Genomic DNA, 13,921 nt, shown 5'->3' on the forward strand with positions numbered 1-13,921 from the left:
AACAAAAACCAAGAGCAACAATCCGTAAATATTCACAAAAGGGGTAAACAACCCCCACAAACACCAATAATTATTAGGCCATAAAAAGCCTATGATTATATAAAACAAATCGCCGCATCTACTGGGCGAAGAAGACACTTGCCCTAAAAAGCAAGAAAATATGTCAAAATTCCCGAAACTATGGTATAATAGTAAAAAGGGAAATGCTTTCAAATAAGGTAAAACCAAAAAAAAGAAAGCAACCGGCAATACGCCACAAATAATAGACAGCCCGTCCCTATTTATAGAAGGCAAAAAGGTACATAAACCAGAGCCCCTATAAGCAGCTGGCCCACCAGCACGAAAGGCAAGTCGCTGCCTTTCTGAAAAAGCAAGCCCGTACGAATGCCGCTTCTTCGAAGCTCTCCGCGCTCCCGCGCTATCATTCGGCGCAAACATGCCAAATCAAGGCATGTTTACGTGGCACACAGAGGACCTCTATAGGAGTGTCATTCAGAACGGAATTGCAAAACACAGCGACACTGACAAAAAATAAAAAAGGAGAAAATTATGAAAAAGAAAATTTTGTCATTATTAACAGCATTCGCAATGGTATTCGGAATAATAGCCGCACCATTCACAGCAAGTGCAGCTGAAGGTACAACTTTAAAACAAACCACAACTTCAGTTACAGTTCACAAAATTTTACAATCTAAAGAGAATTTGGATAAAAAAGTTGGTGAAGAAGGAAATCAAAAAGATGTATTCCCAGGTTTAGTAGGAATAGATGGAACCAAGTATGATGGAAATCAAATAAAAAGTATAGATAACTACTTTGGACAAGGTTCTAAAGATATCGGCGGAGTATACTTTGTTTGGACAAATGAGAACGATCAAGTTATTACTGCTAATGGTGAAGTTGTTAAAAAAGATAATAATATCATCACTGTAACTAATAACAAGCTACCAGAAAAAATCACAAAAGACGACCTTAAAACAGCTTTAGCAGGTGAAACAGTAGATAATAAGGGTCATGAATTTGATACTTCAAAACTTAAAACAGGTAAGTATAAAATTTATGAAATTCACAGTTTATCTAGCTATGTAAATGGAGAAAACACTCTTACAAAAATGAAGGCTGTTCCAGTTGTTATTAATCTTCCACTTAACGACATAGTAAAAGCTCACGTTTATCCAAAGAATACTGAAGATAAACCACAAATTGATAAAAACTTTGATTCTTCTAATACATTAGGAACAGTAGAAGATAAAGGTAAAAATCAAAAAACTGGTGCAAAATATGAAAATTATGCAGCAGAAAAAGCAACAGCTAAAGCAGAAATTGGTAAAGTAATACCATATGAAGTTAAAACTGAAATTCCAGCTGATTCAAAATATGAGATTCTAAAATGGACAGATAGTATGACTGATGGTCTTACTTTTGACAAAGACAGTTTAAAAATAACTGCAGATAATGGTATAACATTTGAAGCTAAAGATTACGATGTAATCGCTGATGATCATGGTTTTACATTAAGATTTACTCAAAAAGGTCTTAATAAAGTACAAAACAAAGATAAAGCAATTAACATTACTTTAAAATACAGTGCAACAGTAAATGCTGATGCAGTTATCGATAATCCAGAAAAGAACGACATTAAGTTTGATTATGGTAACAAACCAGGTAAAGAAGTAAAACCTACTGAAGTAAAACCAAAAGACAAAGAAATTAAAGTAAAGAAAACTTGGGCTGTAGATGGTAATGCAGTTACTGAAGCAGATAAGACAGTAACAGCTGTATTCACACTACAAGTAAAAGATGGCGAAAACTGGAAAGACGTTGATTCTTATACATCAACATCAGCAGAAGAATTCACTCATACATTCACTGGTCTAGATGATAATAAAACATATAGAGTAGTAGAACGTGTATCTGGATATGAACCAGAATATGTTACAACAACAGAAGCTGGTAAAGTAGAAATCAGGAACAACAAAGATTCTGAAAATCCAAAACCACTTGATCCAACAGAACCAAAAGTTGTAAATGGCGGTAGAAAATTCGTAAAAGCTGACCAAGATAATGGTGCAAGACTTGAAGGTGCAGAATTTAAGATTAAAAATGCAGAAGGTCAATTCCTAAAAGCAAAATCTGGTGCAAACATCCAAGAAGCAATGACAGCTTATAAAGCAGCAGATAAAGAATATAAAGACGCAGTTGCTTCACTAACACAAACCAATGGCGTTATTAATTACACAGAAAAAATTACAGCTGATAAAGTTAAAGAACTTAGAGAAAAAAGAGATAAAGCCTTTGTTGCAGCAAATATCGCTTATGAATGGACACCAACTGAAGGTGATGCAGCAGTATTCAAATCTAATGAAAAAGGTCAATTAGAAGTAACAGGTCTTGAATATGCTAAAAACTATGAAATAGTAGAGATTAAAGCTCCAGCAGGATACGCTCTACCATCAAATGCAACACAAAAATTCGACGTAGAAAAAGGATCATACACAGCTGACGCAACTGGTGTTGTATACGAAGGAACAGATGTAGTAAAAACTGGCGAAGGCGCAGACGCTAAGAGAATCAACAACAAGAAAGTAACAATCCCACAAACAGGTGGTATTGGTTCACTAGTATTCATCGCAGCAGGTCTTGCAATCATGGGCGGAGCTTTTATAGCATACAAAAGAAGCCAAGCTACAGCTTAATTAATAACAATTAATTAAATAAAATCTTATTGATCAGTACGTACAATAAGAAAAACACAAAGCCACAAGGGGCCTCCCGCCCCTTTACTTTGTACCTACGCACTTTATCAAAATACTAGTGAGTTGTTTTAACGTATACGTTATATACAGTGTAAATATTAACATAGTAAATATAAATAAGATAAAGTAAAAATTAGATTATCGTGTGACCATTTGATAATGAGAATTGGTATTATAATATAGATTTATAAAAATATAAATAATAAAAATGTACTAGTAAATTTTATACTATATTATGGGCTGAACTCTATTTAAATGTGATAAAATTAAATAATTGAAATGTTTTGCTAGATACTGGAGGATAAAGGGTGTTCAATTTTCTCACAAAATTTAGAAAAAAAGTGAATTTCGCAGATGATATGGATAATTTAATTAATAATATAAAAAAGAGTTATGAGTATAGTTCAGTTATTGAAAATTGCAATACAGCAACTACGATTATTGCCAATTATATAAATAATAAGGTTGCTTTTGAAACAATTTCTGGAAAATATGATTCTTTTAATAGATATAACTTATTAAATGTCTATTTAACATTATCAAGAGCTATGAATTGTGAGTTAGACTGTGTAACAATCAAAAAATCATTTATTATTAATGAAATTCCGATTAGGACAAATCCATGGAATATAAAAAGTGTTTTTGATAGTTTTCTTATTATTAATGATGATAATGTTTTGTCGGCTGAAAAAGGGGCATTAAATATTATCAATAGTTACTTATATCCTATGAATTTTGTAATGTGCATCAATGGAAAACATTCACAATTCGCTGCAATCTCACAAGGAAAAGGTGAAAGTTTTTTTACAGAGAGATTTGATTTTAGTAAATTATATGATTTATGTAGGTATGATGGAGTTAATTTCAAGGATAATGATAACAAGATAGTTAAATTAATTGATAAATATACACCTGAGGAAATTATGTTTGCTGGTATTTTGTTTGAAATTGGTAGAGTTCGCTTAGAAGAAGATTTTAAAAGTCCATATGCTTAAGTGAATTGGTAACTATATTTAAAATAGTTGGATTTTTTGATTTTGTTAAGGGACCGCTAAATATTATTGTTTTATTTTAATAATATTATTATATAGAAGAATTAACGTTGATGGATTAGATTAAAGAATTTTATATATGAAGTTTACGAATTGTATTAATTTATGCAGTATTTGTTTTGGGATTAAAGGATGTACGTATGAAATGGAATGAGTTTAATAGAAAGGTGAAACTTTTATTGGGTAGATTTTTCACATTTGAGTTTGACGATGATAGAATAATCTATTTTGTAGGTAAAAAAGAGTACACATTTACAAGGTCAGAGTATGAAAAAATGGTCAATCAACTTGATTCGTGCTATAGCTCAAATTATTCAATTTATAATGATAAACATTATGAGGTTATGGTAGATCAAACAGATAAAATATCGAGGCGAATTCCACCTAGAGTTATTTCTCCTGCTAGTACAAAGAAGTTTAATCTGTATGATAAGAGGAATAAAATAGATTATAAATTTCAGAGCATTTCAGATTTGATGATTTTAAATCTATTAAAATCAGAAAATCTTAATGAATTAAGAAGATTTATCAGCTCTAACTTTAAAAGTTATATGGATAATAAAGACTTTAAATTATTTAATTTATTAAGAGTGTCTATTAGAAGTTTTTATTCTATTTATGTGACTTATGAGAATAAAATTGGGTGGGATAAGATTGTTAAGTACGTAGACGCTTTTTTATTTAATCTTTGTCTTAGTTACGGCTTTTCATTTAGAATATTAGATGCAGATGATGATTCTTTTCATAGAGGATATCGTTTTAAACTTAGAACAAATAAAACAAAAGATTTGGAAGCTCCCAAATTATTATATAAAAAAGATTTAACAGAACAGTATCATATGGCTGTGTCTTCTTCAGATCCATTTATACAGTTTATTGGATTTTATCACATAATGGAATATTTCTTTGAAGAGGTTTATAAGGAAGATATAATAAAGACTACTAAAGAAATACTAATGAGACCAGATTTTTCTCCTAAAAATTCTAAAGATATCATGAAAGTGGTCGATAATATTTATAATAAGAAGGATGATAGTATTGTTGGAGCAGAATTGGATTCTTTAGAGATTACCTTAGGTAAATATATAAATATAGAAAGGATAGTAGATAAACTAAACGAAATTGATGAAGTACTAGTTCAATATTATAAAAATTGTGAAGTTGGATTTTCTGGTGGAATGAAAGTAGATTTAGAAGTTAATAATAAAAAAATTTTTAAACATTTGTCAAAAAGAATATACGTAACGAGAAATTCACTAGTACACAGTAAGTCTAATGATATTAGGGTGAAAGAAAGAGGGATATATAGCCCTTTTAAAGACTCAAAAGATTTGAATATGGAGATTCCTTTACTTAAGGTGATTGCTGAGGAGATTATTATTGGGTCTGCTAAAGAATTATAGGTGAATAGTTGGCTTTATATTATGAAATAATAAGCAACACCAATAATAAAATCAAATTATTCACATTTTATAATTCTTTTTTATAAAGTCGTAGATTAGGAAATATTAAAGACAGCAAGCCTAATAGATTTTATAAGATAACCAAAATCTTAGTTACCGTTAGGTGGATTGAGTGATAAAGAAAATTAGGAGTTAAATTCTCCTCTTTTACTTACCTAATTCACATTAATTTAAGGTATTTACATAAGTTTTAGTCAGCCCACACCCATTGATAATAATAATCTTTATAAATAGATATAGCTATAACAAAAGTTTAAAAGTATCTGGGGGATTGGGTTATATGTTTTTGTAGGAAGATAGCTAATGCCGATGTAGATACAGAACCCTTTATAAACATGCGGATGGGGTTCTCTCACGTTCGTTCGAGAAGGGTACGTGTGGTTTAGGTATTGGCTAGGTTGGGATATTTCTATTTCTTACCACTATTTACATATAAATAGCATATTAAAATAACTAATAGCTAGTCCACATCCATTGATAATAATCTTTACAAATAGATTTAAACTTATCAAAGACTTAGGATCAAAAGTGTAGGGATTTATTAGATAAATAGTCAAAACATTGAATTAACACAAATCATGGTAAAGTAAGAATAAGTAAAAATAAAATATAAGACAAAGACCCACAGGAGAGCTGGTATTGGTTCACTAGTATTCATCCCACCAGGTCTTGGTCTCCACGAGCCGACGGGATTGTTACATACAAAAGATCTCAAGCTGTTGAAGCTTAAGTAAAAACAAAATAACAAAACTTATTGGTCAGTACGTACAATAAGAACAAATACAAAGCTCAAAGGGTCAAAAGCACCTTTACTTTGTACCCGCATGATTTAATAAAATATTGTTTTATCGTATGTGGTATATACACAGTAATAATACAAAAGGTAAAGTAGAGAATAGATTATAGCTGATACCATATAAATATTTGATGTAGGTTCAGTTGGCATTACAGCTCTATTTCTTGTTAGCGTTTAGTATCAGGATTTAAGTAATTAAAGTTGATTTCAATTTATTTTATAAATATGAGAGGATTGTAGGATTAGAAGCATGTTAGAAGATAAATTAGCTAGTCTTTTTGAAGCTGAAAATATTTATGATGTTTGCAGGATTTTTGATGGATATTTTTATAAAAAATCTAATTGTAGAATAATGATATCTGGTTATGGAAGTTTCCAAAAGCCTTCTCCAGATAAAAATATGGTTATTAATGGCTATTCAATCACTGGATTTACTAATTATGATCAAGTTTTCTATTTGGATAGCAGATATAAATCTAAGGTAGATAAGCTAATAAAATCAAACAAGACAATCAATTTTGATATGAATATTTTGTCTAATCTAAAGAAGTTAGTGAAATCAAATTATGAGAATGATAAACTATTAGAATATTTTAATTATATAAAAGAGAAAAACTATAATGTTAGTATGGTTGCTACTTTGTATGAGAAAGCAGAGCATGTAATTCCTAATGAAATATGGATGAATTATGTGTTGTCTTTTGCAAAATATGATTCTATCGACAAAGTTACATATTGTAATTTAAAAAATGAGTATTTATCTGAAAAGTACTATATATGGGCCAAAGATATCTATGATTTAGAAGTAGATAATCAAGATAATATCTTATATAATTTGATTGTTTGTCTTTTAGCAAAATCATTCATATTGAGAGTTAAAAAAGATAGTATAAAAAATAAAATAATTGAACTTTTAGATTTTAGCTTAAATGTTTTGAGAGTTTACCCAGAATTAGAATTATATTTATTTGTACTTTATATTATGAAGGATATAAATGTAAAAAGAGCTTTTGAAAAAGTTGAAACAATTTCAAAAGGCACATTTAAGAGGATAGAAAATACAGCTTGGGATATTTTTCAGATCAGAATACTTGAAAAAATATTTTTTAGTGATTTAAAACAAGGATTACTAAGTTTTCAATACATTGGTACTGAGGATAAGGGATTACAGGAAATTATTAATATAAATCCAATAAAAATTATAGGTGAATATAATGATATAGAAATAAATAAAAGGGATAAGAGTATTCTAGATATAGATAGTGGAGTGCAAAATGAATTAGAAACAATGTTAAATAACTATAGGTGTGTTAATAAGAAGCCTGGTGAAGGAGTAGATTACTTTAAAATACGAAAAAATCTTAATGGTGAGATTAATCACATGGAAGAGAACTATTTCTCTTGAAATAATTAATTTTGTTAGTATCTCATACACTAGGGTTTAAAATAGGAGATTGATTTTAACTAATGGTTAACTTTATTAAAAAATATTTTGGTTATATTATTTATTTTATATTATGGTTTCTCTTTTATCAAATTTTCAGGGATAGTTACAATTTCATGTTGGTATATAGAATGGGTTATTCTAAAATGGTAGGAATATCAGTTGGGGTTTTCACTATTGTGATTTTTGTTAATGATTTTTTCAAAGATAAATCTGTAGACTTGACTGACAAGACAAATTATTATTTGGGATATAATATTAGATACTATGATTTGTATGAAAATAGTATTTTTAAAATATCTAAAAACACGCGTCTTGAAATGTTACTTTCTATTATGCTAATAATTCCTAGCCTATTAATTTTGACAAGATTTACATATAATATATGTTTTTTAAAATATTTATTTGATTTTATTAGATCAATAAATAAATTTTTAATGTCAGCATGGTGTTCTTTATTATCGTTAAGCGGAGTATATCTTATTTTTATTTTATATTCTATATTAAAAGTTACTAGAAAAATTTTCTATGATGGATACAAATTGAATGTTGATATCTTTGGGAATTATAAAAATAAAAAAGAAATTGAAGAACATATTTCAATTATCTATGGAGATAAATTTAAATCGATTTTTGAGAAAAGAAACACTATTAGTGAGATAGATCTTAATGTTATTATGCAGGTATTCACGAAAGATATATTTAATATAGGAAAATCAGTTTCTAATGATAAAGATGAATTCGGTGTATTTATACGTTCAGCTTACTATTATGAAAAAAGTATTATTCAAGATTTGATAAATGGAAATAAAACTGATGATAAAATAATAAAATTAATCAGTGATTACTATATTTCTAAATGGCAGAAATATATTTGGATTCCTAATGTCTGTATTTGTCCTTCTGCAGTTATGGAAATTGCTATGAATGACTTAAATTCTATAAACTATATTTACAAAATGTGCGGTAATAGTGTTGCATTTGACAATAGTTTTAAAAAAAGGACTGATATTGAATGGAATAATAAAAAAAATAAAACTAGCAATAAAGTAATAAGTGAAATAGTACAGATTATCGGAATTTCTTTTTCAGATGATTTATTTATCAAAAATTCATATTATGCAACTGATATTTATAGGATCTTCGATATTTTGAGTGATTTGAGGAAGCATGAATGTATTTCAAAAAAAGATCTAGGAGCATATATCGAATATTTGTTGGATAATTTATACTTTAGGGGAAAAGATGTTGATGTAAAAGTTAAAGTTAAGATTAAAGATTTTGAATCATGTGTAAGTCATAGCGATAATGAAACACTAAAAGATGCAATAAAAAAATACCGAGTTGCTAAAGATTAAGTAAATTTGAAAAGAAAATAAAAACCTTAGTCGCAAGTACGAGGACTGAGCTATAGTGAAAAGAGGGGGGGTTCCTCTTTTTATATGCCTAATTCACATTAATTTAAGGTATTTAAATAAGTTTTAGCCAGTCCACACCAATTGATAATAATAATCTTTATAAATAGATATAGCGATGACCAAAGTTTAAAGGCATCTGGGGATTGGCTTATATAATTTTTGTAGAAAGCTAGCTAATGCCGGTGTAGATACAGAACCCTTTATAGACAGAACCATGAGTTCTCTCACTACGTTCGAGAAGGGAGGTGGAGTTGGAAGCTTTTTAAGCTTCCTTTATTATCCTTTTTGAATATTTATGGATTGGTGTTCTTGGTTTGTTGTTGACTTCTTGCTACCCTGTTAGGCATGTCTCCTAGAGCCGACGGGCTTGGTCTCTTTGAGCCGACAGGCTATCCTCACGTTTATTCGAGAAGGGAGTGTTATGCTGTAAGTATTATCAATGTCTATATATTTTTTTGTATGGACAGAAATAATAAATCCTCCAAGATCTTGGTGGAGTTTCAGCTACTGCACGCTCTTGGCCGCTAGGGCAAATTTAGCTTACCATCAAATTACTTCGTAATTTGGGGCAAGCATGGAAACGTGGCTATGGCAAAGTTTTCTAGAGCTTGTGGCTCGTCTTTTTTATCTTTTTAGATATGGATTATGAATATTAAGTTTTGCTATTAGAATTCCTTTGCAAATATTTACCGTTAAGCCCATTAATGCTTGCTTTAGTTGTAAAAAAATGATATAATTAGATAAGTTAAGGTATTGAAGGGAAGTGGGAGTTGCTTCCCTTTGTTTACTTATTTATTAATTTTAAGTTTTATATTATAATAGAAGTAAGAATTGATTTAAAGAAAGATTATAAAGGAGATTATGATGAGTGACGTTAGAGTTAGATTTGCACCTTCTCCAACAGGATATCTACACATTGGTGGTCTTAGGACAGCCCTTTTTAACTACCTATATGCTAGACACACTGGCGGAAAGATGATTTTAAGAATTGAGGATACTGATAGGACACGTTTTGTGGAAGGTGCCCTTGAAAATCTTCTTAAGGCCCTTAAATGGTCTGGTGTTGAGATTGATGAAGGTGTTATGCTTGATGAAAATGGAAATGTTACCGAAAAGGGTGACTTTGGTCCATATATCCAATCTGAAAGGGTTAAGGCTGGCATTTATGACAAATATATCGACCAATTAATCGATGAAGGCAAGGCTTATTATTGCTTCTGCTCTCAAGAAAGAGTGGATAAGGTTCGTGATCAAATGAGAGCTGATGGACTTACACCAAAATACGATGGTCTTTGCCGTTCTATTCCTCTTGAAGAAGCCAAACAAAGGGTTGCTAATGGGGAAGAGCACACTGTTAGACTAAAATTACCAAAGGACTATGATATTTCCTTTAATGACAGAATTAAGGGCAAGATTACCTTTAATACTGATGACCAAGATGACCAAGTTCTTATTAAGAGAGATGGTTTCCCAACTTATCACTTTGCTGTAGTTGTGGATGACCATTTGATGGGCATTACCCATGTCGTTCGTGGTGATGAGTGGATTTCTTCTACACCAAAGCATGTTTATTTATACGAAGCTTTTGGTTGGGAGGCTCCAGAATATATCCATCTACCTACCGTTTTAAATAAGGACCACAAGAAATATTCTAAGAGAAATGGCGATGGCATGGTTGAGGACTTTATCGAAGAAGGCTACACACCAGAAGGTCTTATCAACTTCCTATCATTACTTGGTTGGTCACCTGATAGTGAAGAAGAAATCTTTACTCTTGATCAATTAGCTAAGCAATTTGACTTTGATAGGGTAAATAAGACTGGTGCTGTCTTTGATAAGAAGAAACTTGACTGGGTCAATGGCCACTATGTTAGGGACCTAAGCCCAGAAGAGCTTGCAGAAGATATCAAGCCATACCTAATTAAGGCTGGTCTAATTGATGAGTCTTATGACCATGACAAATTAGTTTTACTTGCAGAAACATGGCAATCAGCTATTGATAAGTTCTCTGATGCAGCAGAACTTGTTAAAAACTACTATATAAAGAGTGCTGATATCGACTATGATGATGATGCAAAAGAAGCTATTTCTACAGATGATGCCAGAATCCTATTTAAGGCATTCTTAGACCATCTTGCAGAAGTTAAGGAAATTGACCCAGACTTTGCTAAATCAATTATGAAGACTATCCAAAAGGAAACAGGCATCAAGGGCAAGAACCTATGGTTCCCAGTAAGGGCAGCTGTAACAGGTTCTGTCCACGGCCCAGACCTATCAAATGCCTTCCTAATCATGGGCAAGGACCTAGTTAAGGAAAGGCTAGAATTTGTAAGGGATAATTTTTAATGAAAATTTATAATACTCTTAGTAGACAAAAAGAAGTATTTAAACCAATAGAAGAAAGCAAGATCAAGATGTATGTCTGCGGACCTACAGTCTATGATTACATGCACATAGGCAATGCCAGACCCCTAGTTGTCTTTGATACCTTCAGACGTTTCGCAAAATTTAGGGGTTATGATGTAAAATATGTGGTAAACTTCACCGATGTCGATGATAAGATAATCAAAAAATCAATCGAAGAAGGCATCACTACAAAAGAAGTCACAGACCGCTATATAGACCAATATATGGCAGATGCCAAGGACCTAAACCTTGATGAAGAAGACACCATCCATCCAAGGGCAACCGAGGTTATGGATGATATAATCGCCTTCATAGATGGCCTTGTTAAGAAAGGTGTGGCATACGAATCAGATGGGGATGTTTACTTTGATGTAAGCAAAAAAGCTGATTATGGCAAATTATCAAGAAGAAATCTTGACGACCTCATGCACGGGGCCAGCAATAGGCTTGATAATGATGATGTAGGCCGCAAGAAAAACCCAGCAGATTTCACCCTTTGGAAAAAGACAAAAATTGATGGCGAAGTGGCTTGGGATTCTCCTTGGGGAGCTGGCAGACCTGGCTGGCACATAGAATGTTCAGCCATGAACAAGAAAATCTTGGGCGAAACCATTGATATACACGCAGGCGGGGAAGATTTGGAATTTCCTCACCACGAAAATGAAATAGCCCAATCTGAAGCCCTAAACGAAGTCAAATTTGCCAATTATTGGATGCACAACGGCATGATCCAGGTCAATGGGACAAAGATGAGTAAGTCTTTAGGCAATTTCTTTACTCTTGATGATATCAAGAAGGAATACGACCTAATGACCATCAGATTTTGGCTTTTGACCACATCATATAGGCAGCCAATTAATTTTACCAGGGAAATAATTGAACAAGCTCAAAATTCCCTAAACAGACTAAATAACGCAGCCTTTAAGCTTGAAGAAGACCTAGCAAGGGCAAGCGATAGGCCTATGGATGATAATGAAGAAAAACTTCTAGCAAATCTAGATGCGGCAGAGGCTAACTTTATAAGAGTCATGGAAGATGACCTAAATACAGCAGATGCCATTACAGTCTTATTTGATCTAGCCAAATTTATAAATACCAATATAAGCTCTGCTTCTTCAAAGGCCTTTATAGAAAAAACTAAGGCTCTTTATGACAGTCTCTACGATGTCCTAGGGCTTGTGGCCAAGAAAAAGAGCCTAGATATAGACGAAGACTTTATCTTAGCAAAAATTGAAGAAAGAGCTGCTGCCAAAAAGGCCAAGGACTTTGCAAAGGCAGATGCCATCAGGGATGAACTTTTAGAAATGGGCATAAGCCTAAAAGATACCCGTGATGGGGTCAAGTGGGAGATAAGCTAATGGATAGAATATATGGCAGAAAACCAGTCCTAGACACCCTAGATTCAGATATTGAAATCTATAGGGCCTACATCCTAAGGCAAAATTCCAAGATAATTGACAAGCTTATAAAAAAGCTAAGGGCAAAAAATATTGAAATAGATTTTGTAGATAAGAGTTTTTTTGATAAAATAGATATGAACCACCAAGGGGTCGCCCTTGATGTGGAAAGTTTTAAATACAAGGACCTAGCTGACATCGATACTTACAAGAGGCTAATAATCCTAGATCAAATAGAAGATCCTCATAACCTAGGAGCTATAGTAAGAAGTGCCGAAGCCTTCGGCTTTGATGGGGTAATAATACCTGAAAGAAGGTCAGCTGAGGTAAGTCCAATAGTCTATAAGACAAGTGCTGGGGCAATAAATAACATCAATATAATTAGGGTAAAAAATATTTCTCGAACCATAGAAGAAATCCAAAAAGAGGGATTTTGGGTCTATGGCCTAGCAGGCGAAGGAAGCCAAGAGATAGATAAAACCGACCTTAAGGGCAAAATAGCCCTAGTAGTAGGCAATGAAGGTAAGGGTATCTCTAGACTTGTAAGAGAGAAATGTGATATACTAATTAATATACCGATGAAGGGTTTTGTAAATAGCTTTAATGCATCTGTTGCCTCAGCTATAGCCATGTATGAGGTCCTAAGACAAAATGGCTTTGACTAAAAAAAACATAACCTATGTTGATGGCTACAATGTCATAAACAAATGGCCGGACTTAAAGGACTTATCAAAAACAAACCTTGCAGCCGCAAGGGATATGCTCATAGAAGAAATGGCTGAATATAGCGTTTTGAGGGCGGAAGAGATGGTGATAGTCTTTGATGCCTATAATCTTGATAGACTTAAAGAAACCATAGAAACAAAGTATAAGATGAAAATTGTCTATACAAAGAGGTTTCAAACGGCAGATACCTATATCGAAGCAGAGCTTGCAAGAGTAGGCCGTCGCCACAATGTCAAGGTCGTAACAGATGATGGGGCAGTGCAAAATATGGCCCTAGGCAAGGGAGCAAGCAGGATGACAGCCCTAGAGCTAAGGGGAGACCTCTTAGGCTTAAGGAGAAAGATTAAAAAAAGCCAAAAGGCAAATTTCAGTCACAACTACAGGTCTTATCCTATATCAAAATCTCTTGCAGCCAAACTTGACCAGCTTAAAATCAAGCTAGAAGATGAGGATAAAGATAAATAA

9 protein-coding genes are annotated in these 13,921 nt (G+C 32.3%); all 9 read left to right on the forward strand.

What is annotated here, in order from left to right:
- Nucleotides 1–549 precede the first annotated feature (549 nt).
- Nucleotides 550–2,694, forward strand: a complete 2,145-nt coding sequence (locus C8269_RS09295; protein ID WP_106461439.1) for an isopeptide-forming domain-containing fimbrial protein — start codon at nucleotides 550–552, stop codon at nucleotides 2,692–2,694.
- 401 nt (nucleotides 2,695–3,095) lie between these two features.
- A complete protein-coding gene (locus tag C8269_RS09300) occupies nucleotides 3,096–3,749 on the forward strand; it encodes a DUF6710 family protein (protein ID WP_442778141.1) in 654 nt (217 codons plus the stop codon).
- A gap of 197 nt (nucleotides 3,750–3,946) precedes the next feature.
- Complete coding sequence (locus C8269_RS09305) at nucleotides 3,947–5,209, forward strand: hypothetical protein (RefSeq protein ID WP_106461441.1); 1,263 nt, start codon at nucleotides 3,947–3,949, stop codon at nucleotides 5,207–5,209.
- Nucleotides 5,210–6,315: 1,106 nt separating this feature from the next.
- On the forward strand, nucleotides 6,316–7,470 hold the full coding sequence (locus C8269_RS09310; protein ID WP_106461442.1) for a hypothetical protein: 1,155 nt from the start codon (nucleotides 6,316–6,318) through the stop codon (nucleotides 7,468–7,470).
- Between the two features lie 62 nt (nucleotides 7,471–7,532).
- A complete protein-coding gene (locus C8269_RS09315; protein ID WP_106461443.1) occupies nucleotides 7,533–8,867 on the forward strand; it encodes a hypothetical protein in 1,335 nt (444 codons plus the stop codon).
- Nucleotides 8,868–9,791: 924 nt separating this feature from the next.
- A complete protein-coding gene (gltX, locus tag C8269_RS09320) occupies nucleotides 9,792–11,273 on the forward strand; it encodes a glutamate--tRNA ligase (RefSeq protein ID WP_106461444.1) in 1,482 nt (493 codons plus the stop codon).
- The gene (cysS, locus tag C8269_RS09325) at nucleotides 11,273–12,691 is read left to right on the forward strand and encodes a cysteine--tRNA ligase (protein ID WP_106461445.1); all 1,419 of its coding nucleotides are present in this window, start codon (nucleotides 11,273–11,275) and stop codon (nucleotides 12,689–12,691) included. Before gltX ends, cysS begins: the two co-directional genes overlap by 1 nt.
- The gene (gene rlmB, locus C8269_RS09330) at nucleotides 12,691–13,395 is read left to right on the forward strand and encodes a 23S rRNA (guanosine(2251)-2'-O)-methyltransferase RlmB (protein WP_106461446.1); all 705 of its coding nucleotides are present in this window, start codon (nucleotides 12,691–12,693) and stop codon (nucleotides 13,393–13,395) included. The genes cysS and rlmB overlap by 1 nt, the downstream gene beginning before the upstream one ends.
- Nucleotides 13,382–13,921, forward strand: a complete 540-nt coding sequence (locus tag C8269_RS09335) for an NYN domain-containing protein (RefSeq protein ID WP_106461447.1) — start codon at nucleotides 13,382–13,384, stop codon at nucleotides 13,919–13,921. The genes rlmB and C8269_RS09335 overlap by 14 nt, the downstream gene beginning before the upstream one ends.

This window comes from Anaerococcus sp. Marseille-P3915 (assembly GCF_900258475.1).
Lineage (GTDB): Bacteria > Bacillota > Clostridia > Tissierellales > Peptoniphilaceae > Anaerococcus > Anaerococcus kampingae.

Bases quoted from the DNA above. Each gene is read 5' to 3' on its own strand.
- C8269_RS09295 (WP_106461439.1), top strand. From the start codon at position 550: ATGAAAAAGAAAATTTTGTCATTATTAACAGCATTCGCAATGGTATTC.
- C8269_RS09305 (WP_106461441.1), top strand. From the start codon at position 3,947: ATGAAATGGAATGAGTTTAATAGAAAGGTGAAACTTTTATTGGGTAGA.
- C8269_RS09310 (WP_106461442.1), top strand. From the start codon at position 6,316: ATGTTAGAAGATAAATTAGCTAGTCTTTTTGAAGCTGAAAATATTTAT.
- C8269_RS09315 (WP_106461443.1), top strand. From the start codon at position 7,533: ATGGTTAACTTTATTAAAAAATATTTTGGTTATATTATTTATTTTATA.
- gltX (WP_106461444.1), top strand. From the start codon at position 9,792: ATGAGTGACGTTAGAGTTAGATTTGCACCTTCTCCAACAGGATATCTA.
- cysS (WP_106461445.1), top strand. From the start codon at position 11,273: ATGAAAATTTATAATACTCTTAGTAGACAAAAAGAAGTATTTAAACCA.
- rlmB (WP_106461446.1), top strand. From the start codon at position 12,691: ATGGATAGAATATATGGCAGAAAACCAGTCCTAGACACCCTAGATTCA.
- C8269_RS09335 (WP_106461447.1), top strand. From the start codon at position 13,382: ATGGCTTTGACTAAAAAAAACATAACCTATGTTGATGGCTACAATGTC.